Source organism: Grimontia sedimenti (assembly GCF_011045095.1).
GTDB lineage: Bacteria > Pseudomonadota > Gammaproteobacteria > Enterobacterales > Vibrionaceae > Enterovibrio > Enterovibrio sedimenti.
In genome coordinates this window covers 150,292-172,321 of the sequence record NZ_JAALDL010000012.1, presented here as the reverse complement: position 1 = coordinate 172,321, position 22,030 = coordinate 150,292, and the positions used below count along the sequence as shown (strand labels likewise).

20 protein-coding genes, 1 tRNA gene and 1 pseudogene are annotated in these 22,030 nt (G+C 46.2%); 13 read left to right on the top strand and 9 right to left on the bottom strand.

Translation table 11 applies throughout. The features are described from left to right. Positions 1 to 198: 198 nt before the first annotated feature. From G5S52_RS16175 to folB, 3 genes are read right to left on the bottom strand one after another with little or no spacing between them, the layout of a single operon-like run. Positions 199 to 1,002 (bottom strand): undecaprenyl-diphosphate phosphatase, encoded by an 804-nt coding sequence (locus G5S52_RS16175; RefSeq protein WP_165015872.1) that lies wholly within the window; start codon positions 1,000 to 1,002, stop codon positions 199 to 201. Positions 1,003 to 1,024: 22 nt separating this feature from the next. Then, on the bottom strand, positions 1,025 to 1,510 hold the full coding sequence (gene folK / locus G5S52_RS16170; RefSeq protein ID WP_165015869.1) for a 2-amino-4-hydroxy-6-hydroxymethyldihydropteridine diphosphokinase: 486 nt from the start codon (positions 1,508 to 1,510) through the stop codon (positions 1,025 to 1,027). After that, complete coding sequence (folB, locus tag G5S52_RS16165) at positions 1,507 to 1,866, bottom strand: bifunctional dihydroneopterin aldolase/7,8-dihydroneopterin epimerase (protein WP_368737478.1); 360 nt, start codon at positions 1,864 to 1,866, stop codon at positions 1,507 to 1,509. Before folB ends, folK begins: the two co-directional genes overlap by 4 nt. 194 nt (positions 1,867 to 2,060) lie before the next feature. Between folB and plsY the strand changes: the two genes are divergently transcribed. Beyond that, entirely contained in the window at positions 2,061 to 2,708 is a 648-nt protein-coding gene (gene plsY, locus G5S52_RS16160; protein ID WP_165015863.1) for a glycerol-3-phosphate 1-O-acyltransferase PlsY, read from the top strand. A 249-nt stretch (positions 2,709 to 2,957) separates the two neighbouring features. Here the strand turns inward: plsY and tsaD are convergent, their stop codons facing one another. Next, positions 2,958 to 3,989, bottom strand: coding sequence for a tRNA (adenosine(37)-N6)-threonylcarbamoyltransferase complex transferase subunit TsaD (tsaD, locus tag G5S52_RS16155; RefSeq protein ID WP_165015860.1), 1,032 nt, complete (start codon positions 3,987 to 3,989; stop codon positions 2,958 to 2,960). 208 nt (positions 3,990 to 4,197) lie between these two features. On the opposite strand from tsaD, the gene rpsU reads away from it, so the two are divergent. The 6 genes and pseudogenes from rpsU to G5S52_RS16125 all read left to right on the top strand — a co-directional run bounded on the left by rpsU (position 4,198) and on the right by G5S52_RS16125 (position 9,392). Continuing rightward, entirely contained in the window at positions 4,198 to 4,413 is a 216-nt protein-coding gene (gene rpsU, locus G5S52_RS16150) for a 30S ribosomal protein S21 (protein WP_002537656.1), read from the top strand. A 24-nt stretch (positions 4,414 to 4,437) separates the two neighbouring features. Next, positions 4,438 to 4,881: a GatB/YqeY domain-containing protein gene (locus G5S52_RS16145; protein WP_002537657.1), complete on the top strand. Its 444-nt coding sequence runs from the start codon at positions 4,438 to 4,440 to the stop codon at positions 4,879 to 4,881. Between the two features lie 123 nt (positions 4,882 to 5,004). After that, complete coding sequence (gene dnaG / locus G5S52_RS16140; protein WP_165015857.1) at positions 5,005 to 6,759, top strand: DNA primase; 1,755 nt, start codon at positions 5,005 to 5,007, stop codon at positions 6,757 to 6,759. Positions 6,760 to 6,840: 81 nt separating this feature from the next. Further along, positions 6,841 to 8,685: pseudogene (gene rpoD / locus G5S52_RS16135) on the top strand (RNA polymerase sigma factor RpoD); the annotation flags it as partial. Between the two features lie 153 nt (positions 8,686 to 8,838). Next, a tRNA-Ile gene (locus G5S52_RS16130) sits at positions 8,839 to 8,914 on the top strand. 235 nt (positions 8,915 to 9,149) lie between these two features. After that, positions 9,150 to 9,392: a hypothetical protein gene (locus G5S52_RS16125; RefSeq protein ID WP_165015851.1), complete on the top strand. Its 243-nt coding sequence runs from the start codon at positions 9,150 to 9,152 to the stop codon at positions 9,390 to 9,392. A 405-nt stretch (positions 9,393 to 9,797) separates the two neighbouring features. Here G5S52_RS16125 and G5S52_RS16120 read toward each other — a convergent pair whose 3' ends face one another. Then, positions 9,798 to 10,388: a cytochrome c oxidase assembly factor Coa1 family protein gene (locus tag G5S52_RS16120; RefSeq protein WP_165015848.1), complete on the bottom strand. Its 591-nt coding sequence runs from the start codon at positions 10,386 to 10,388 to the stop codon at positions 9,798 to 9,800. Between the two features lie 171 nt (positions 10,389 to 10,559). Next, entirely contained in the window at positions 10,560 to 10,808 is a 249-nt protein-coding gene (locus G5S52_RS16115) for a hypothetical protein (protein WP_235956323.1), read from the bottom strand. Between the two features lie 471 nt (positions 10,809 to 11,279). On the opposite strand from G5S52_RS16115, the gene G5S52_RS16110 reads away from it, so the two are divergent. After that, entirely contained in the window at positions 11,280 to 13,802 is a 2,523-nt protein-coding gene (locus tag G5S52_RS16110; protein ID WP_165015845.1) for an NACHT domain-containing protein, read from the top strand. A gap of 203 nt (positions 13,803 to 14,005) precedes the next feature. Next, a complete protein-coding gene (locus G5S52_RS16105; RefSeq protein WP_165015842.1) occupies positions 14,006 to 14,332 on the top strand; it encodes a hypothetical protein in 327 nt (108 codons plus the stop codon). Here G5S52_RS16105 and G5S52_RS16100 read toward each other — a convergent pair. Together G5S52_RS16100 and G5S52_RS24025 are read right to left on the bottom strand one after the other, a co-directional pair. Then, a complete protein-coding gene (locus G5S52_RS16100) occupies positions 14,329 to 14,676 on the bottom strand; it encodes a tyrosine-type recombinase/integrase (protein ID WP_235956321.1) in 348 nt (115 codons plus the stop codon). The two genes, G5S52_RS16105 and G5S52_RS16100, sit on opposite strands and share 4 nt — an antisense overlap. Further along, positions 14,636 to 14,833 carry a hypothetical protein gene (locus G5S52_RS24025; protein WP_235956319.1) on the bottom strand — a complete coding sequence of 66 codons (198 nt, stop codon included), beginning with the start codon at positions 14,831 to 14,833 and terminating at the stop codon, positions 14,636 to 14,638. Before G5S52_RS24025 ends, G5S52_RS16100 begins: the two co-directional genes overlap by 41 nt. Positions 14,834 to 15,030: 197 nt before the next feature. Here G5S52_RS24025 and G5S52_RS16095 point away from each other — a divergent pair, with 197 nt between their 5' ends. From G5S52_RS16095 to G5S52_RS16080, 4 genes are all read left to right on the top strand, one after another. Continuing rightward, positions 15,031 to 17,202, top strand: coding sequence for a lipoxygenase family protein (locus tag G5S52_RS16095; RefSeq protein ID WP_165015839.1), 2,172 nt, complete (start codon positions 15,031 to 15,033; stop codon positions 17,200 to 17,202). A gap of 91 nt (positions 17,203 to 17,293) precedes the next feature. Further along, positions 17,294 to 19,138 carry a sensor domain-containing diguanylate cyclase gene (locus G5S52_RS16090; protein ID WP_165015836.1) on the top strand — a complete coding sequence of 615 codons (1,845 nt, stop codon included), beginning with the start codon at positions 17,294 to 17,296 and terminating at the stop codon, positions 19,136 to 19,138. Positions 19,139 to 19,296: 158 nt separating this feature from the next. Then, entirely contained in the window at positions 19,297 to 19,644 is a 348-nt protein-coding gene (locus tag G5S52_RS16085; protein ID WP_165015833.1) for a hypothetical protein, read from the top strand. A gap of 234 nt (positions 19,645 to 19,878) precedes the next feature. After that, on the top strand, positions 19,879 to 21,582 hold the full coding sequence (locus G5S52_RS16080; protein WP_165015831.1) for a glycoside hydrolase family 30 protein: 1,704 nt from the start codon (positions 19,879 to 19,881) through the stop codon (positions 21,580 to 21,582). 77 nt (positions 21,583 to 21,659) lie between these two features. On the opposite strand, the gene cspE is transcribed toward G5S52_RS16080, so the two are convergent. Then, positions 21,660 to 21,872: a transcription antiterminator/RNA stability regulator CspE gene (gene cspE / locus G5S52_RS16075; RefSeq protein ID WP_002537692.1), complete on the bottom strand. Its 213-nt coding sequence runs from the start codon at positions 21,870 to 21,872 to the stop codon at positions 21,660 to 21,662. Between the last annotated feature and the right edge of the window lie 158 nt (positions 21,873 to 22,030).

The window sequence follows — 22,030 nt, the reverse complement described above, 5'->3', positions numbered from 1 at the left end:
CTGGTCTGGGTCTGGGTCTGGGTCTGGGTCCTGGGTCCTGGGTCCTGGGTCCTGGGTCCTGTAGGAATTATTCAAGATCATCGAGACATTAAAAAAGCGGCACTATATCAGTTGCCGCTTTTTCTATTCCTAGGATCTGCTCTTCCTAGGGCCTAGGACCTGTTTTTCCTAGGATCTGTTTTCCTAGCCCTCAAGCTCTTATTGCGTCGCCAAGAACGCAGCCAAGCCAAGACCCAGCGCCACACGGTAAATCACGAATGGCTTCATGCCCATCTTGGTCACGAGTTTCAGGAACCAGTGGATACACGCATACGCACTGATGAATGAAACCAGTACACCAGTCATGATAGGCGCCCACATGACAGGTACGTCACTTTTCACCAGACCAAGGCCAAGGTAGGAACCTGCCAGTACGATGATTGGAATCGACATCAGGAAAGAAAAACGCGCCGCTGCTTCACGGGTGTAACCCAGGTAAAGCGCCATAGTCATAGTCGCGCCAGAGCGGGACGTACCCGGGATCATTGCCAGCGCCTGTGCAATACCAATCCACAGCGCCATTTTTGGCGTGGTTTTGTATTCGTCAAACTCGCACTTGGCTTTCACATCGACCCACCAAAGCAGCAGACCGAAGACAATACAGGTCACCGCAATCACCCACGCCGAACGCAAGTAAACTTCAATGATGTCTTTCATGAAAAGGCCAAACAGACAGGCAGGAATCGTCGCCAGTGCAATCATCCATGCCAGCGTCGCATCAGAAGAACGCTCGCCTTTGAAGATTGAGCGGAAGAATGCGCCCAGTAATTGCGTCACTTCCTTTCGGAAATAGCCCACAACAGCCAGCAAGGTACCCACGTGAACGGCAACATCAAAGGCCAAGCCCTGATCCTGCCAACCTAGAATTTCTGACGGAAGAATAAGATGCGCAGAGCTCGAGACGGGAAGAAACTCCGTCAGACCCTGAATTAAAGCCAGCGCAAAGGCTTCAAACATGCTCATAGTTTTAAGTCACTTATAGTTATTAAAGGGAAAAATCGGTCACCGGCCAAAGGGGTTGTTCTTCTGAGAATGCCTCCCACGCTTCTTGATAAGTTTTGTCATCACCCGGAATGATTTGGTCAGGGCATAGCTCTGCCAACGGCCACAGGGTAAAGGCAAATTTGTACACATCGTTGCGCGGCAATGTCGGGCCTTCCGGCTGTGACAGCTCACCGTAAGTCAGCAAATCGATGTCCAGCGTGCGATCACGAAACTTGATAGCATCACGCTCACGCCCCCAGCGCGATTCAATCTCACGCAGCGCAGTCATAATGCCTTCGAGGCTCAGTTCAGTATGAAGTTCAACGACAAGGTTATAAAAATTAGGACCTTCGAAGCCGACGGGAACAGCTTCAAAAATGCGGGAGCAACGACATTGAGGGTCGAGTTCCCTGAGCGCTGCAATACCTTCAGAGATATGATGCTCGCGCTCAATATTAGAGCCGACGCTCACGAGAACCTGAGTCACTTGGCGCCTCGCTCAATCACCACACCTACGGTGCGAGCCTTAGGGACAGCACCTGGTTTGCTCACTTTCACGCGAACCCAAGGCACAGAGAATTGGGATTGGATCAGCGCCGCAATTTCTTCCGCAACGCGTTCCACTAGGAGAAAACGGCCGTTTTCGACCAAATCGATAATCGCGCCACTCACTGATGCATAGTCCAGTGCGTAAGCCACATCATCGCTATCTGCCGCAGGCTTGTTGTCATGCGCCATTTCAATATCAAACACCAGCTTCTGTTTGATTTGTTGTTCCCAGTCGTAGACGCCGATAGTGGTCACGACTTCAAGCTGCTCAATAAATACTAAATCCATGTTCACTCAAAAATATCAGAGGTCGGATACCCATTATGCGCAAAAGCACGTAACATCGGCTCAACCAGCGCCACGGCAAAAATAGCCTGAGCGCTCATTATATCTACACAATATCCTTAAAAAATTGGATACTTTGTGTCTGGTGCGCGAACTATACCAAGTTCTCGCCGCCCTAGCGAATGTTCAAACTGGATGACTGAATGACTGCTTTTGGCCTATTGATGATCGTACTTGCATATTTACTGGGTTCCATATCCAGCGCAGTATTGATCTGTCGTCTCTATGGCCTGCCAGACCCACGAGAACAAGGCTCAGGTAATCCAGGTGCGACCAATGTATTCCGCTTAGGTGGTCGGCTCGCAGCGGCACTCGTGCTGCTGTGCGACATGCTCAAAGGCACTATTCCTGTCTGGGTAAGCTACCTGTTGGGCGTCAATCCTTTCATGCTCGGCTTGATTGGTATCGCGGCCTGCTTGGGCCATATCTACCCCATCTTCTTTCATTTTCGTGGCGGTAAAGGGGTCGCAACTGCACTCGGTGCCATTGCACCTATAGGCTTAGATCTCACCGGCATGATGTTAGGGACATGGATAGCTGCCGTTTTAGTCACGGGCTATTCTTCTGTCGGTGCTCTGCTCGCCTCATTGTTTGCTCCACTCTTTACGTGGATGGTCAAACCCCAGTTCACCATGCCTGTCGCCATGCTCTCCTGTCTTATCATTTTCCGTCATCAGGAAAACATAAAACGCCTGATTCGCAAGGAAGAGCAAAAGATCTGGAACAAAAAGAAGAAGCTGACAGAAAACGAAGACCAGGAAGGAAGAGGAAGAGCAGGTCCTAGGTCCTAGGTCCTGGGTCCTAGGTACTAGAGCACCGAATACTGAATACTGAATACTGAATACTGAAAGTAGTCTTCCCTCCTTAGAGAAAAACAAAAAGCGGCACTGAAAATCAGTTGCCGCTTTTTCTGTTCTAGAGCTCTACTTTCGCCCTTCTCAGGCTCTGCTCTTCGCTTTTCCCAGGTCCCAGGACCCGCTCTTCCTAGTACCTGCTCTTTCTCAAACCTGCTCTTCCTAGGCCCTAGGACCTTTCTTTTCCTAGGCCCTGCTCTTAGCCTCAATCGGCTTAAGCGTATCAATCGGCCAGCGTGGGAAAGCTTTCACGCCCAAATCATTGTGCTCGCCGTTTTTCAGGCGCTGCATGCCAGCGTAAGCAATCATGGCACCGTTGTCGGTACAGAACTCAGTGCGTGGGTAGTAAACTTCGCCACCAATATTGTTCGCCAGCTCTTCCAGCTTGGCACGCAGGTGACGGTTAGCACTCACGCCGCCAGCAATCACCACACGCTTCATGCCGCACTGTTTCAGCGCGCGCTTACACTTGATCACTAAGGTATCAACGACGGCATCTTCAAACGCACGGGCGATATCAGCGCGGGTTTGGTCGTCATTGTCATTGGCAGCAATGGTATTGGCGGTGAAGGTTTTCAGGCCAGAGAAGCTCATATCCAGACCCGGCACATTGGTCATTGGACGCGGGAAAGTAAAGCGGCTGCTGTCGCCCTTTTCTGCCAGTTTAGAAAGCAGAGGGCCGCCTGGGTAATCCAGGTTCATCAGCTTCGCGGTTTTATCGAACGCTTCGCCGGCAGCATCATCAATTGACTCGCCAAGGATCTGGTATTCACCGATACCTTTTACTTCAACGATCATCGAGTGACCGCCAGAAACCAACAACGCGATAAACGGGAACGGAGGCGGATTATCTTCAAGCATCGGCGCCAGCAAGTGACCTTCCATATGATGAACCGCCACCGCTGGAATATCCCATGCATAAGCCAGGCTTCGGCCAATCGTCGCGCCAACCAAAAGCGCACCTACCAGACCCGGGCCTGCCGTGTAAGCCACGCCATCCAAGTCTTTCGGTGTCAGGCCCGCTTCTTTCAGCGCAGCTTTAACCAGCGGAATCGTCTTCTTAACATGATCGCGAGAAGCCAGTTCAGGCACCACACCGCCGTAATCAGCATGCAGTTTTACCTGACTGTATAACTGGTGCGCTAACAGACCTTTTTCATCATCATAAATAGCCACGCCGGTCTCATCGCACGACGTCTCGATGCCCAGAATTCGCATAACACCTCAGCTCACTTGGATCACAGATCGATCCGCTTTCGATCTGCTGGTTTCTAAATCAGGCGGCAATCTTACATGGGCGGCATCAAATTCACCAGTTATGCTTTACAAGCACCCTAGTATCGGATTAGAATTCCGCACCATTTTTAATCAAAGCTGGTCAATCTGTCTCCAGCGATAACTGACTAACCCCTGAGGTGAAAGGCACATGCCAGTAGTTAAAGTACGTGAAAACGAACCATTCGACGTAGCACTGCGTCGCTTCAAGCGCTCTTGTGAAAAAGCAGGTATCCTTTCTGAAGTTCGCCGTCGTGAGCACTTCGAAAAGCCGACTACCGTTCGCAAACGCGCTAAAGCAGCTGCAGTTAAACGCCACCTGAAAAAGCTGGCTCGCGAAAACGCACGTCGCGTTCGCCTGTACTAATTACGATTAATACAGGATTGCGAGATGGAATTAATTGAACGTCTGAAAGACGAACAAAAAACGGCGATGAAAGCCAAAGACAAACCTCGTCTTGGCACTATCCGTTTGATCATGGCTGCAATTAAACAGCAAGAAGTTGACGGTCAGAAAACTCTGAACGAAGACGAAGTGCTGGCAGTGATGACCAAAATGGTTAAGCAGCGTCGTGATTCTGTTTCGCAATATCAGTCAGCAGGCCGTGATGACCTGGCTGATGTGGAACTGGCAGAAATTTCCGTTCTGGAAGAGTTCATGCCAAAGCCACTCAGCGACGAAGAAGTTGATGCTCTGGTGAAAGAAGCCATCGCAACTTCTGGAGCAGGCTCCATGCAAGACATGGGTAAAGTCATGGCCGTTCTGAAACCTCTGGTTCAGGGCCGAGCTGACATGGGTAAAATCAGCCAATTGGTTAAAGCTAATCTGGCTTAACTTTTATCCGACCTGCAAACAAGCCGTGCTATCCATTTTTGGAGTGCGCGGCTTGTTCGTATTCGCTCAGTAGCAAATACTGAGAGTACCCTCTTCTCTTATTCACCGAATGCATAAAGGTTTATGGCAGGAAAGATCCCACGCTCATTCATTGATGATCTGCTAGCACGACTCGATATTGTCGAGCTAATAGACGCGCGGGTGAAACTTAAAAAGCAAGGCAAAAACTACGGTGCCTGCTGTCCTTTCCATAACGAAAAAACCCCGTCTTTCTCCGTCAGCCAAGAGAAACAGTTCTATCATTGTTTTGGTTGTGGTGCGCACGGCAACGCCATCGACTTCGTCATGGAGTTCGATCGCCTTGAATTTGTCGAAGCCATCGAAGAATTAGCGTCTTCGCTAGGTCTAGATGTACCAAGAGAGCAATCCGGCGGTGGTACCCCGAAAGGGCCTTATGCACGCAGCGATCAGAAACGCGACCTTTACCAGATGATGGGGCAAATCGCCCAGTTCTATCAGGGTGGACTGCGCAATGAAGCGGGTAAAATAGCGATCGATTACCTCAAAGGCCGTGGCCTTTCCGGTGAAATCGTACAGAAGTTTGGGATTGGCTACGTCGCTGACGAATGGGATCAGGTGCGCTCACGCTTTGGCCGTGACAACACCAGCCAGCAGGCATTGGTATCAACCGGCATGCTGATAGAAAACGACAACGGACGCCGTTACGACCGCTTCCGTGGCCGTGTAATGTTCCCTATTCGTGACCGTCGTGGACGTGTTATCGGTTTTGGTGGCCGCGTCATTGGCGATGGCACACCGAAATACCTCAACTCACCGGAAACCCCGATATTCCACAAAGGGCGTGAGTTGTATGGCCTGTACGAAGTGCTACAGGCACACCGCGAGCCCAAGCAATTACTCGTTGTTGAAGGTTATATGGACGTGGTCGCTCTGGGGCAATTTGGCATTGATTATGCCGTTGCATCACTCGGCACCGCGACCACCGCAGAACATATGCAAACCATGTTCCGCCAGACCTCCAACGTGATTTGCTGCTACGACGGTGACCGCGCAGGACGTGACGCCGCATGGCGTGCAATGGAGCAGGCACTCCCCCATTTGGTAGATGGTCGCCAGCTCAAATTCATGTTCCTGCCAGACGGTGAAGACCCGGATTCCATGGTTCGACAGGAAGGCAAAGAAGGCTTTGAACAGCGCCTCGCAGGTGCCATGTCACTGTCAGAATTCCTGTTTAACACCTTGATGGAACAGGTCGACACCAGCAGTCAGGAAGGCAAAGCCAAGCTCACCACTTTGGCCGTGCCACTGATTGACAAAGTGCCGGGCGGCACACTTCGTCTCTACCTACGTAACATTTTGGGCCAGAAACTAGGTCTACCTGATGAGCAACAACTCGAAAAGCTCATCAGCCGACAAGGTCAGACGCAAAAACGTCAACCTTTGCCGGAAATGAAACGTACCCCAATGAGAGAAGTGATAACCCTGTTATTGCAGAATCCAGGGTTTGTAGAAAACGTACCGCCACTTGATGGTGTGGAAGAGCTCGGGATCCCCGGCTTAAATTTATTCACCACCATGCTTGAACTTTGCCGGTCCCGTCCCAATATTACGACAGGACAGCTGCTGGAACATTGGCGCGGCACAGAACAAGAAGCATTGTTAGCCAAATTGGCAAGTTGGGAACTACCTATCAACGAAAACAATGTATTAGATGTATTTTTAGACTCACTGGACAAAATTCTGGACCAGTGCGTCAAACAACAAATAGCCAAGTTGCAAGCTAAATCGAATACCGTCGGCTTATCAGTCGAAGAGAAGCGGGAGTTGCAGTTGTTAATCCTCAACCGGCCCGACTAGAAACTAGCCAGCATACTTGTATTTTGCTAAAATTGGCAGTTTGCGTTTCCGCATACTAAATTCTTCACTCAGACCCGAAGTTGGATATCGTCTATGGATCAAAATCCGCAGTCACAGCTAAAGTTGCTTGTCGCAAAAGGTAAGGAACAAGGCTATCTAACCTATGCAGAAGTAAATGACCACCTACCGGAAGACATTGTCGATTCTGATCAGATAGAAGACATCATTCAGATGATCAACGACATGGGTATTCAGGTGGTGGAAACAGCGCCAGATGCCGATGAGCTGATGATGTCTGAAACTGTCGCGGACGAAGATGCCGTCGAAGCAGCAGCAGCAGCACTTTCTAGCGTTGAATCTGAAATAGGTCGTACAACTGACCCAGTACGCATGTACATGCGTGAAATGGGTACAGTAGAACTGCTTACCCGCGAAGGCGAAATCGACATCGCCAAACGCATCGAAGATGGTATTAACCAAGTACAGGTATCGGTTGCCGAATACCCTGGCTCCATCTCATCACTGCTCGATCAGTTTGACAAAGTAGAAGCAGAAGAGCTTCGCCTGACAGACATCATTTCTGGCTTCGTAGACCCGAACCAGGATGACATCGCACCTACCGCCACCCACATCGGTTCAGAGCTCACCGAAGAGCAACTGGAAGATGAAGATGATGGCGACGACGATGATGATGACGAGGAAGAAGAAGACACTGGCATCGACCCAGAGCTAGCGCGCGAAAAGTTTAACGACTTGCGTCTGGCTTACGAAGGCATGCAGCTGTCCATCCAGAAAAACGGCCGCTTCCACGAAGACACAGCAAGCGCAATCGCTGAGCTGTCAGAAGTGTTCAAGCAATTCCGTCTGATACCAAAACAATTCGACCGCCTGGTTAATGATATGCGCGAGACAATGGATCGCGTACGCACACAAGAACGCATCGTGATGCGCCTGTGTGTAGACCAAGCGAAAATGCCGAAGAAAACCTTTGTACAACTGTTCAGCGGCAACGAATCATCAGACAGCTGGCTGGATGAAGCACTGGCTTCAGACAAGCCATACGTCGATCGCCTGAAGCAGTACGAAGAAGATCTTCGTCGTTGCGTACAGAAGCTGAAAATCGTTGAAGACGAAACCGGCCTTTCTGTAGAGCGCGTAAAAGACATCAGCCGTCGCATGTCAATCGGTGAAGCGAAAGCACGCCGTGCGAAGAAAGAGATGGTTGAAGCGAACTTGCGTCTGGTTATTTCTATCGCCAAGAAATACACCAACCGTGGCCTGCAATTCCTGGATCTGATTCAGGAAGGTAACATCGGCCTGATGAAAGCGGTAGACAAGTTCGAATACCGTCGTGGTTACAAGTTCTCGACTTACGCAACATGGTGGATCCGTCAGGCAATCACCCGTTCAATCGCAGATCAGGCGCGTACTATCCGTATCCCTGTTCACATGATTGAAACCATCAACAAACTGAACCGTATCTCACGTCAGATGCTTCAGGAGATGGGTCGTGAGCCACTGCCAGAAGAACTGGCAGAGCGCATGCAAATGCCAGAAGACAAGATCCGCAAAGTGCTGAAGATCGCCAAAGAGCCAATCTCCATGGAAACCCCAATCGGTGACGATGAAGATTCACATCTGGGCGACTTTATCGAGGATACCACCCTCGAGCTGCCAATGGATTCCGCGACCATGAACAACCTCAGAATGGCAACCAGCGAAGTACTGGCTGGCCTGACGCCACGTGAGGCAAAAGTTCTGCGTATGCGTTTCGGTATCGACATGAATACCGACCACACGCTGGAAGAAGTGGGCAAACAGTTTGACGTAACGCGTGAGCGTATCCGTCAGATTGAAGCGAAAGCACTGCGTAAACTGCGTCACCCAAGCCGCTCAGAAGTTCTGCGCAGCTTCCTGGACGAATAATCCAAGACGCATTTAAAGCAATATTGGAAAGGCGAGCACTGCTCGCCTTTTTCATTTCTGCGATTTGAACTAAGTGGCTAAAAAGCATACTGAATAGGGTGTGGTTGCGTCTAGACACCCCTGCTCCCACCCCTTATAATCAACCCCCAACACGGCCCCTTAGCTCAGTGGTTAGAGCAGTCGACTCATAATCGATTGGTCCGCAGTTCAAATCTGCGAGGGGCCACCAAATTTAAAGGCCTGAGAGGTTAGTAACCACTCAGGCCTTTTACTTTTCAGCTTCTGTGTAGCATATATGTAGCAGATTTTTTGCTATAACAGACGCCCGTTATAGCAGTTTTCAAGAAACCCCCTCTCCATTTCACTGCTTTCTAAAAACCACATCGAATACACCGAATGTTCATCTGCCAAGCATCCGCTAACTGTGATTAATTAGCAGCACTGGAAAAATGATGAGCGATAACATGACAAAGCGAAACGACCATATTCTGATTCTTCTTGCTGATTCGCCTTGGTGGGTGAGTGTGTTCTTTGCTTTGATTGTCTATGTCGTCTTGGCCTACATTGCACCAATATGGCTCGTAGATATGGGAGTATTGGGAGAGAGCCTTGCTCAAACTTCGGTTAAAATCGCACCTTTGTTTGGTGTGATATTTCTGATTCCGGCATTCGTCTCGTTAATTAAGCATCGCAGAAAAGGACTTTGAGTTTTAACACTCAACTCTTATTGGCTACTGTCGCCACTCATCAGAGTGAGATTTCATCGGAGTCTCAACCGCTTCTGGTAGTTCGTCCATGCTGAGTTCGCAGTGACAACACTTCACCGCCCCCACTGCCCCTTGAACCCTCATTCGACCCATAGCGATTTGAGGCAGGCTATAAAACCGTTTTTCACAACGAGGGCATTTTGACGTAGCCAGACGCCAGTACAAAACGAAAAGCACAACGCAAGACAAGATACTCAGCAGGGCAAGAGGTGGAAAAGCAACTGATGCGACAGAGCAAAGCAGGAAAACACAAAACAGCGGCCACACCATCGAGTGAAGGTTGTGATGACGCTGCCTTATCTTCCTTAGTCCGTTTGCATACTCTTCCATTCCTGACCGTCCAATTTACTCACATGGAATGATAGATTCAGCTTCCTGAGTATTAGCATATTGAATCTCTAGGCAGTCCAACTGCCAGTTCAGATTGGTATGACTCGCTTTGAAGAAAAGCATACCCTCACCATGACTTCCTTCGACAACATATTCCATTTCAGCAAAGCCTTCAGACTCAGGACCACCAATCGTTCCTGACCTTAAAGAGTAATCATAAGGAATTCCTATGTTAGCCTTGAAAGTCTCACTTTGTTCCATCGAGGTTAACGCAAGCTTGGTAGACGGAGATGTCTCAAATTCATGAGTAAGAGAATGGGTAAAGACGATGGAAAATAAAACCAGGGCACCAATGTATCCAAGTGCTGCCCACGACCATCTTTTTTGTGATGCTTTGAACGCCTCAATACTCTCCCACTCGTTATTTTTCCAAGCCCATTCATTGCCCTTGGCACCGACAACAAAAAGGTAGAAAACACCAAAGATAGGAACAAAGATCCAAAACGTTCTGTAGCACTTAAACCTTATACCCCAAATGATATTGAGTAAGAGTGCTCCCCAGTTCCATCCTTTGATTTCCTCTGGAACCTGTTTGCTGATATCCATAGCGCTTTCCCTAAAATCTCAATCACTGATTGCAAGCTAGTTTGCATCAACTTTTCCGTAACTACTGAAAGTATCAAGATTAATCATTCAGGCTCCATACTGTTTCGCGTCTATGCGATATACCCCAAAATACAGTTATTCACAGAACTCCAAGTAAAAGAGCATCTGTCCCTAGGACAGATGCCACTGGTTGGTTCGGGTGATAATGGTTTTACCACCCGTTGATATGCCTTTCAGTACCTTTAAAAGCTCCTCCTTGCTATACATGGAGGTTTTCACAACGCCTGTAGCCGTATCAACTGCGAGTTTATAATGCAGCGCGATAGCCTGTTCAGTGCGCTTATAGAACACACCACCCATTAAGTCGGTGAACGTCTTCCAACAACCTTTGTCCGCTGCCTCATAGATTTCTGTTACCAACTTACTTTCACCCATCATGGCCTTTAAACGGGATAATTCACGCCAAACTGTTACCCAACAGGCTAAGTTGTTGAAACTAGCGAATACTTCAAAATGCCCTTCAAGGGTATATTTTTCTCGTTTGGTGGAGTAACTTCATAGCTGAGGCAAAGTGCGCTCAATGAAGAAAGTGTTTAGAGAGCTGGATCGTATTTTTACAACTGTATATAACGGAGTAATACGCGAAGTATTTATGTAACATATAGCTCAGTTCATTTCCGAAATAGACAAAATATTTTAGATATCAAAACTATCGGAAATACAGGCTTATCAAATCCAATTAGCCAATGTGAATGAAAAGTCACATCCACTAAGGCATATTGACTCGAATACATTCATTTCTAACAGACTGCCCCCTAAAAAGACTAACTATTCATACACCAAATGTGTAAAATGAAGGTTTTAAGTACAAGAAGACTGGTTTGGTGTGAAATGTTAGGCAACTTAGAATCAAAGTATAAAGGATTTATCCTTGTCTTTTTCATAATGATGATTGGATATCTATCTATCAGCATATCGGGAAAAACTATAGACACTGTATTATATTCGACATTTTCATTATTAGCCTTGTGGATAGGACGACCTCTTTGGCTACCAAGTGGTCATGGAAAGAATAAGGTAAGAATGTATAGTTTATTTATAGCCTTTACTACTATAATCGCATCTCAGTCTCCATCAATAACAATAAGAGCAAACAATACAATACATGAATATTTATCACCATATCTTCCAGATTACATCTTAGACTTCACATATGGTAACACACCAACTCCCGTTCTATTTTTTACAATGTTAACAATATTAATTGTAAATTATTTTATGTTAGACAATAAAATAATGGGAGAGGCTTCAGATTCTTTTAATTCAACTATTCCAGAGTTAGACTTTAAAGAAAGATTAAAATACGCCATCGAAGCATTAGAAGAAGATATTAAGTCGATAAACAAACAGACCAATTGGACAGGAAGTTTATTTACTAACTTAGATGCTGAAGTCTACATAAGAACTCGACGAGGAAAGAAAAAGAAAGCTTCAGATTTATTAAAAGCTATGAAAGCTAAATCGGGGCGTGCATTCCTCGTCCTCGGCCATCCTGGTGCAGGAAAAAGTATTGCGTTACGTAAACTTGCTCAAGATCTCCTTAGGCAAGCCATCAGTGCAAATAAAATACCTATTTATATAAATCTAAAAGAGTGGAATGATACTAACTGGTCTAATGAAATATTACCTACTGAAAGTGAACTATATGAGTTTGTTAAGGAAAATATAGCAAGAAGAGACAGAGAGCTAGGAATATTTGTCGACAAGTATTTCGACAGGCTATACGATAGAAGAAATTTTTTCTTTATATTCGACTCTTTTGACGAAATACCACAAGTAATGAATACCCATAACGATAGCATACTAATAGACGCATTATCTGAGGTACTTTTTAAATTCATAAAAGACAACAAAGGTAAGCCAACTGGAATATTAGCATCCAGACACTTTAGAAAACCAACAAACAAATTTGAAGCGTCACGGGAAATAGAGATAAGGCCTTTTAATGAATCTCAGGTGACATCCACATTGAAAAAAATGGGTAATGATTCAAAGGCTATAATAAGTCAGATATTTACGACTAGAAGTGATCTTTACCTAACAGCAAAAAACCCTTTCATGGCTTCAATGTTGGCGAAATACATTGAGAATCATAACTCCCTCCCTAACAGTCAACTTGAAATGTTTTCATCTTTTATAGATGACTCCTTAGATTCATCCAAACGAAAACTTATAGAGTTATCTATAACAAGAGATGAAATAAAGATCATATCAAAACAAATTGCTAGAATAATGTTCTCTGATTATGGTCTAGAAGCTCCAATAAAAAATTTAAAAGAAGATATTAAAGACCCCAAAATTGATGCTGCAATTGAATGTTTGAAGTATTCAAGAATAGTAAGGGCTAGTAATGTTGATGATGGGAGAATCAGCTTTGTTCATAGACGATTCTGTGAGTATTTTGTAGTAGCTGATCTGTTGGAAAAAGATCTGGATTTACCTTTCTCTCATATCCCAAAAGATTCTCAGGGGCGAGACGCCCTAGTTTTATACTGCGAAGTAGCATCAGTAGAAAAAGCAAAATCAATAGCAGAGAAGTGCTGGAATGTTATAAAAAATGACAATTATGAAGGCAGTTTGGAAGCAATACACTGTATTCGTTTCTTAAGAGATGCCTTTAAGAATAGATTAGACTGTATAGCTAACATACAACATGAAATAGAATATTTCATTTATCAGGAATTAGAAAAAGACAACCCTCCATATTGGACAAAACTAATAATTGAACTTTTATGTTTAACAAGTGAGAATGTCAAAGACAAATGTGTAATAAGATCCCTAGGAATTAATGATTTTTGGATCAGTCAAACAGCACTAGAGGCTTGCCGAAGCCTACCAAAATTATCAAAAGAACTTGAGTGGAATGTCGGTCAAAACTTAAGATCTTTGTCAGATTGGAGATTTTTCTCTAACTTATCGTCCTATTATTTCTCATTTGGAATATCTGAAGCATTTTCAAGGATAAAAAATTATATCCGGATAAGAACAGCAACTTCATCAATACTAGTTATAACCTTTTTCCTTTATACTATAAAAGAACCGAAGGAAGGCTTATTTATATTAACTAATCTATTAGCCATCACTTGTATTGCTTTTATCGTGTCATTTCTTTCGAAAAACATAGCAAAGAAAAAGAAGATTGAAGAATATGAAGTTTCAAACCAAAGAAGTGGAAACGCTGATTTTATTGCCATAGAAAAAGATGGCCATGATCTTTCAGATATTGTAAGTATCATTATTAAAGTTGCGAAGATATCTATACTAATCTCACCTTTAATGTTCTATTTTCTTGATTTTATAACCATGCTATATAGTATTGATTTGAGTGATAAACTTAAAAATGAAAAAATCTGATCACATCTCATTTAGAAGGAGTAGTACTATATTATTATTTAATCGCTTATCTTTTCTCTTTCATATCACTTATTGAACTAAAGTTGGCTCTAAGACGAAAGTTAATATCAGAAATACCATATATATTAGTATTAACAATATTAATACTAATATCTATAATCGCGCCAGCAGTTATATACTTAATAGCCAATCATGAAGATATAATGTCAAAGATAGTTATTATAACCAATATAATAGGGTTGTTGATTTTATTGGCTAAATCTCTTCCTTCAATAAAATATAGCATACTTACTTTTAAAGAATATAAAAAACTATCCAAAACAAAAATAGACACTAGAGAAGAGCTATATGATGCTATAATTAAATTAAATGGTCATTCTATTTTTATTAAGAAACTCTTGTACAAAGTAGATAATGAAACATTTCAAGTATCTGGTGAATGGCCTAGTAAGGATATTTTGGTAAAATCCTCAGGGCACTATACTTCTCTTCTTTCTCAGCTGGATATGCGGTGGCGAGGGATTGATTAACATATCAACACCACAGCCGTGACCTTAAGCTCTGGCGCTAAGTATGCATACCTTAGCGCCATCTTGAGATGTATATGGCCTAGCAGTTCACGTACTGTGTTGAGGTCAACTCCCGCCATTACTAGCTTGCTAGAGAAGTGATGGCGGAGATCATGAAAGTTAAAGCCTTCAAATAAAGCGATTTCCAGCACCGCTCCCCAGGTCTTCTTCACATCAGTGATCGGCTTTCCGGCTTCTCTCCATTCAAACAAAAAACGGGTTGTTGGGTTTTGACCTCGCCACTTTTTCAGCACGTCGAATGCTTCATTGTTTAACGACATGGTGAGAGAGTTTTGATTTAGCATTGCTGGCTTTCACTTTGAGGAAACGCTCATCGAAGGAAACATCTGTACATTCAACGCTGAGCAGTTCGATAAGGCCTAAGCCCGTATTCATGACAAGAATCATTAACGGCTCTGAGTAGTCTGCGAGTGCCACTCCTCCCAAATGTAACGAATTCACGCCCTTTCAATTAAACAAAATCACACTCGCAAATGTTGATGTTTGTGTGGTGCGCCTGAATTTGCACGCATGAACCTCTACTGATTGTTTTATTATTGGCTGTTTCATATATAAAACTAACGAGCCATAAATGAATCATGGTTTCGTTTGAAAAGATGTATCCCAAGGAGATTGGGAAAAGCCAGCAAGGAAAGCGCATGCAATCTAAACACTCCTCTATGACTCCATCACTTCCGCAGACATTGTCTCAGGAAGCTATTCAGGATAGAGCGTTTCAGGTATCGGTATCTCAAGCGTCATACAACTATATGTTCAGCTACATTGAGCCACTGTCCCTTTCTGCAGGGCTGCCTAAAGGAGAGGAGTTCACGTTCGAGTATGAAGCGAAAGTCGCTAAGGTCTTTCTACCCTTGCTGGAAAACTTCACCAAAGTTGTAGTGTCTTTGCTTGAGCGAGAACTGCAGGACGATTTAACCGGTGATGTCTCAGAGTCGATCAAAAAGGTTAACGACGCCTACCATGCATTGAAATCGCCAAGCTCTCCGCTGGCTGTGATTGAAGATGTAGCAGCAACCAAGGCGTTGCTCGAAGCTCTGGCTGAGGTGCCTAATGCTATTGAAGGGGCGCTTCAAGGCCTTTCTCACCTACCCAAAGATTTCATTCACATCGTTGAGGGGCTGGCGAAAGTCACCAAGCAATTTGAGTCAGAGGGCTTTACGGCATTTCTGAAAGACACGCTTTACTACACCTTGAATGAGGAGCGTGGGCATCAGTACCTCAAACCGAAAGGACTGGCAGATTACGAATTGCTGTTTAACACCTTGCCGACGCCTCAAGCTTTGGATGTAGAGCGCAAAGCGTGGATGCCGGAAGAGGATTTACCGATTTGTCTGCAAGATTGGTATTTTGGCTACATGCAAATCGCGGGTTTCAATACCACCAACCTCAGAGGCGTCAGAACACAGAAAGAAGCGCATGAGAATGTGTATTTGCTGGCTGAGCTTCTGGAGAAGATGCCTGTTACTGACGACATTCTGCAACAAGTCAGCGGTGATAGTGCGTTAACGCTCACTGAGGCCGCCAACAAAGGCTTATTGTACGTTTGCGATTACGCCATGTTTGAAGGCAAGAAAGGCGCGTCTTTGCATGGTTTACACCGCTACCCTGAAGCGCCGATAGCGCTGTTTTACTGGAATGCGTCGCCACCTCATGGCTACCCGACTGACGGTGCAATGCAACCTATCGCCATTCAATTAGGGCAGCATTTTGATGCTGACACCACGCCGATTTTTACACCAAATGACTGCACCAATAACAACGATGTCGATGGCGCAAAGTGGCTGCTGGCAAAAATGGTGGTGCAAAACGCCTGTACGATTGAGCATGAAACCGTGGCGCATTTGGGCGCGTGCCATTTGGTGATTGAACCTATTGTTGTCGCCAGTCATCGACAGTTGCCACAAACGCACCCGCTGATGGTGCTGTTGAAGCCTCATTTCCGATTTACCTTGGACATTAACCATGGCGCTTACACCAGTTTGATGGTGCCAGGCGGCGTTGTAGCCTCCGTGATTTCAACTTCACATCAAGAAACCGCAGAAGTGCTGGTCGATGCTTATGAAAAGCGCCGGTTTGATGATCAGTATCCAGATAAGATCTTCCATCAACGTGGTGTCTCAAGCGACTCGTTACCGTCTTTCCCATTCAGGGAAGATACTCTCGACCTTTGGGCGGCGATTCAGCAATTCGTGACTGATTATCTGTCGCTTTACTACGAGGGCGAAACGGCGGAAGCGCGCAACAAAATGGTGTTGGAAGATTTTGAGCTTCAGGCTTGGGTGAATGAACTAGTTAATCCAAAACGCGCTGCAGTAAGGGGGTTAGATGGCTTAACGGCAACGAATGATGAAAAGAGCCCGGTACAAATCGACAGCTTTGATTATCTCTGCCGTGTCGTGGCGCAAATCATTTATACCGCGAGTGCCCAACATGCTTCCGTGAACTATGCGCAGTACCCGCTGATGTCTTATATCCCAGGAGCGAGCGGAACGCTTTACAAGCCAATGCCAGGACGCAGTGAAATACTGACTCAGGAAGACGTGGTTGATTGGCTGCCACCTTTGGATGTGGCGCTGTATCAAACCTCATTCGCCTACCTGTTAGCTGGCGTGCAATATGACACCCTTGGTCACTATACGGATGACCCAAGAACCCAATACTTCACCGACAAACGTGTGGCACCGATACTGACTCAGTTCCACATGAACTTAAACCGAATCGAAATCGATATTCATGAGCGCAATGCCTCACGACCTATGCCGTATGTGATGCAACTGCCCTCTTTGATACCGAACAGTATCAGTATTTAGGACCTTATCACTGGTATTTCCCTGCTGGGTATTCGGCAATGCTTGGCGGGGAATGAAGGTGATAAACCCATTAACTCAGGAATCTATATGCATGTGGCAACGTCGGATTAATCACTTTTTATCGCTGGTTTTTTCCGTCCTGTTTATCACTTTCAGTGTCTCTGGTTTGGTTTCTGCGGAAACGACCATTGATTTGTCACAGTGGGAAAACGGGGGGTCGACGGTTGATAAATTCCATTTTATCGATGATCCCTCATATCAATTAACCATTGATGATGTTGTGTCTCTGGCGGACTGGCAACGCCCCGAGAAAGGCGTGGTTAACCGAGGCTTTTCGACGATTCCGACCTGGATTTCATTCCGTTTATCTAACCCTGAATCTGTCAGTAAAAAGATCATCGTGGAGTATGTGGAGCCCTCCGCAGAAACCATCGATTTTTACTCCCGCTTGAAAGGCGGTGACGGCACATTCTCACATCAACGCTTCGTCTACACTCAGCCCACAGACACACGACCAGTCTCTTTTTACAGGCCAGCGTTTTCCGTCGATGTCCCGCCAAATTCTGAGGTTGAGGTTTACTATCGGCTATTTCAGGGAAGTGACTTCCCCATGCATAAGTTTGACTCGATGCGTATCTGGGAAGAGTCTGATTTTTATCACTCTACACATGTAGAGCTGTCGCTGTTGGTGATTTTGTTGTGTGTTGAAATTGCCATGGGTCTGTCTACCCTGCTCGCCTATTTCGCCACAAAAGACCGTCTTTATCTTTATTACACCGCTTTCGCGTTTTCAGCCGCCTCTCTGTTTGCCGCATTCAGTGGATTGTGGAGTTACCTAATTGCATCACAACACTATGAGTTATGGATGGTGGTGCTTCAGATAAATATTTGCCAACTCGTCGCCATTCTTTTTGTCCGTCACTTTTTGAACGTGCCGGGGCACTTACCGCGCGTCGATAAAGTCATGCTGGCAGTGGTGGCGGTGGTGGCGGTCGGCGTGGTGCTTAACCTCTTTGGCAAGCCGTATCTTTCGCGAATTATCATCGATTTCACCGCGATTGGCGCTTTCTTCCTGATCCCACTTGGCATCTATGCACACAAGAAAAAAGTGCCACATGCTCTTCTATTTTCAGGAAGTTGGGTCTTCTTTGCCATTGGTATGGCACTCGCCTCGGCAAGGCTCAGAGGATACATCGCAGATAGCGCGTTTGCTGAGTGGCTGATTTATTTTGGTGGTCTGATTGAGGTCATCTTGCTGACTACCGTCATGATCCTTAGATTCAGGCACATGCAGCGGGAAAAGCAACGCATTGAAGAAAAGCACTGGAAATATTTGGAAAATGCAGCGCACGTGCTGGAAGAAAGGGTTAAAGAGCAAACCAAGCAGCTGTATGAAGCCAAAGCACTTGCCGAAAAAGAAGCCCGCACCGATTTGCTGACAGGACTACCGAATAGACGCTCTTTCTTTGAAGGCGCACAGCAATTCATTGAGCGGGCGAAACGCAACACCTCGCCAAGTGTGCACCTGCTAATGATCGATATTGACCATTTCAAAAAGGTGAACGATACCCACAGCCACGCCTGTGGAGACGCCGTTCTTCGTCATGTCGGTAAAGTTTTAAACCAATCACTGCGGAAAACCGATCTCCTTTCGCGTCTCGGTGGAGAAGAGTTTGCTGTGATCATGGAAAACACACCAGAAGAGGCTGCTCAGAGCATGACAGAACGCCTGCTTTCAGCCGTAGAAGATTCGGATATCGAGTTCGAAGACCAGTTTATTCGCGTCACCATTTCTGTTGGCATGGCCACCTGGCATCCCACTCAAAACCTCGACCAATTGCTGCAAAGTGCTGACCATGCGTTATACCAAGCAAAGCGGGAAGGCCGTAATCGCGTGGTCTATGCGCCAAAGGAAAGCGAAGTGCCACTGGCGTAATTGTGGTGGCATGTCTTTCATTTTCATCGCGCCGTTCTCTACTCCCCTCGCGCCAAATCGCACAAACTTTAACCAAATCAAGTTTCTAATCCGTAAACATCACTACACTGAAGAAATGGCTCAAGTTGGATTAATCCTTACCATCTAAGGGGAAAGGTATGCTCGATAGGCTGGATTGTCTTCACAAATTGCTCCCTAGCGGCAGCAAGCACAGTGTTGTGCCTATGTATATGTTCGCCAATGATACCGGGCTGCCGGTGGTGCTTCGTCTCAATATTCGTGGCGGCGATAAGTCGCTGCCAATTATGGTGGTCGCGTTTGATATCGATACCCTTGCTAAGTCGGTGCATTGCGAGATTCAGTACCCCAGAGAAAAGGTTAACTTCAAACTCTATGGACAACTGACTTCTTCCCGTTTTCACATCGGCACCCACGAGATCACAGGGTGGGAATCACTGGAAAAACTGGCGATTGAGTGGCTGAGGTCCCCGGAGCCGACAACATAGCGCCACTGGCGCTTGTTCCTTTTCCGCTATTCGCTATCTTTCAGAACCTTTGGTGGAGGTTAGGCTCGCCCTTTGTCCCAATCGCAAGAATACCGAAAACCTAAACCACTCAGACTAGTTACAAGCCCATCTGAAACCGTTATACCTATCCGCGGGTATCAGCTCACTACGTAAAAGGGACTATTGCGAAGTCGCTGAATAAACAAAAAACCATCCCACTGTGGAGCGAACAACATGGAAGTGAGAGCAGTCGCTGCAGCGCTTGTTGCGTTGTCTTCGGCAATGCTGCTTTCCTGCACTTCTGACAAAGACAGGGAGCAAGCATTGAGTAATAACAAGAATTTTGGCTTAACCTCGACAAGTGAAATCCTGCTGACCAGCGAAGCAGGCGACAAAATGTCAGTGATGCCAAACCAGCCCTTTACCACTGAACGTGCAAACGGCACACAAGTCGTCATCCAACCGGATATCACCAAACAAACCATCACAGGGATCGGGACGTCTTTCACTGAATCTGCTGCGTTTGTATTGGCGCACCTTCCGCCAGAAAAGCGCCTTGAGGTCATGAACAATCTCTACGGTGAATCAGGCGCGAACTTCTCGTTAACCCGTACACCGATTGGCTCGACCGACTTTTCTGTGGAAGGAAAACTCGGCTATGCCGAAGTTGAAGGTGATGCGGCGCTGGAGCATTTTACTATCGCACCGGACAGTGATGGCTTTTCGAAAGCTAAGTATCCGGGTATTCAGGATGAATCGTTCGACGTGCTGCCGATGATCAAAGAAGCACAATCGATCAAAGCAAAACAAGATGACGGCACCCTGAACATCATTGCTTCCGCGTGGACTGCGCCACCTTGGATGAAGGACATAAATACCTGGTTCATCAAAGGCTCAGAAGAGAACGATTGGGAAGGCACGGGCGGCTCGCTCAAACCGGAATATGAATCCACTTACGCGGATTATCTGGTGAAATACCTTGAGCACTACAAGGAAGCCGGTGTTGATATCTGGGGCTTAACGCCAGTTAATGAACCGCACGGCAACAGCGGCAACTGGGAGAGCATGCACTTTACTGCTGAGACCCAGAATACCTTCATCAAAGAGTTTCTTGGTCCGGCTCTAAAAGAAAGCGCTTTCAGCGATACGAGATTGCTGATCTACGATCAAAACCGTGATCATCTGGAGCATTGGACGGATGTGATCCTGGGCGATCCCGACACCGCGCCGTATGTTTATGGCTCTGCCGTTCACTGGTATTCCAGCACGGTCGATGTGTACGAAGAGGTGCTGGAGAAGGTACACAACAAATTCCCGGATTTCGCCATCATCCATACTGAAGGCACCATTGACGATCTCGGTAAGCCTGCGCCGAAAGGCATTTTGGATCCGGTGAAGTTTCAGGAGTCAGGCTGGTTTGATAACGACGAGTTCTGGTGGAATGAAAACGCGACCGATTGGGCATACACCGCCACCTGGGCGCCAAATCCTGAAAACCACCCTATCTACACCCCGGTGCACCGCTACGCGCGTGACATTATTGTCAGCCTGAATCACTGGATGAACGGTTGGGTGGATTGGAATGCGGTGTTGGATGCCAAAGGCGGCCCTAACCATGCCGGAAATTTCTGCGGCGCGCCGATCATGATTGATACGGAAACGGGGTATGTCTATTACACGCCGATTTACGATGTGCTAGCGCAGTTTAGCCGCACGATTCGTCCCGGTGATAAAGCCGTCAAAACCGATACTTTGTTAGGTGGATTGGAACAGGATGATTTGCATGCCAGTGCAACGGTGAATGAATCAGGATTGCTGAGTGTACAACTGCTGAACACGACCAAGAAGCCGATACAATTTGATTTGGTGATTGGTGCGCAGAGTGCGCTGATAACCCTGCCAGCGAATGCGTTGCAAACGGTGCGGGTTCAACTTTAAGGGCGATACCCTAAGGAAGAAAAAGGCAGGAAATAAAACGGCGCAATATACCGAGTATTGCGCCGTTTCTCGCTGAATTACAGCGCTTCTACGTTAGTCGCTTGAGGACCTTTTTGGCCTTGCTCAACGTTAAAACGTACTTTTTGGCCTTCAGCCAGAGTTTTGAAACCGTCAGAAACGATTGCACGGAAGTGAACGAATACGTCCTTGCCACCGTTGTCTTGAGTGATGAAGCCAAAACCTTTAGTTTCGTCGAACCATTTTACCAGACCAGTCGATTTATCAGACATAGTAACCTCTAATTTGTTTTTAATTGAATATGTTAACGACAAGCTAAACGCCGACGTTAAACAGCAAGGCTGTACGGAAAGCTATTGAATGGTCGATGAAGCACAAGTTGACGCAGGGTATTAACGAAGACTATCGAGAAGTAGCTGAGAAGAAACTT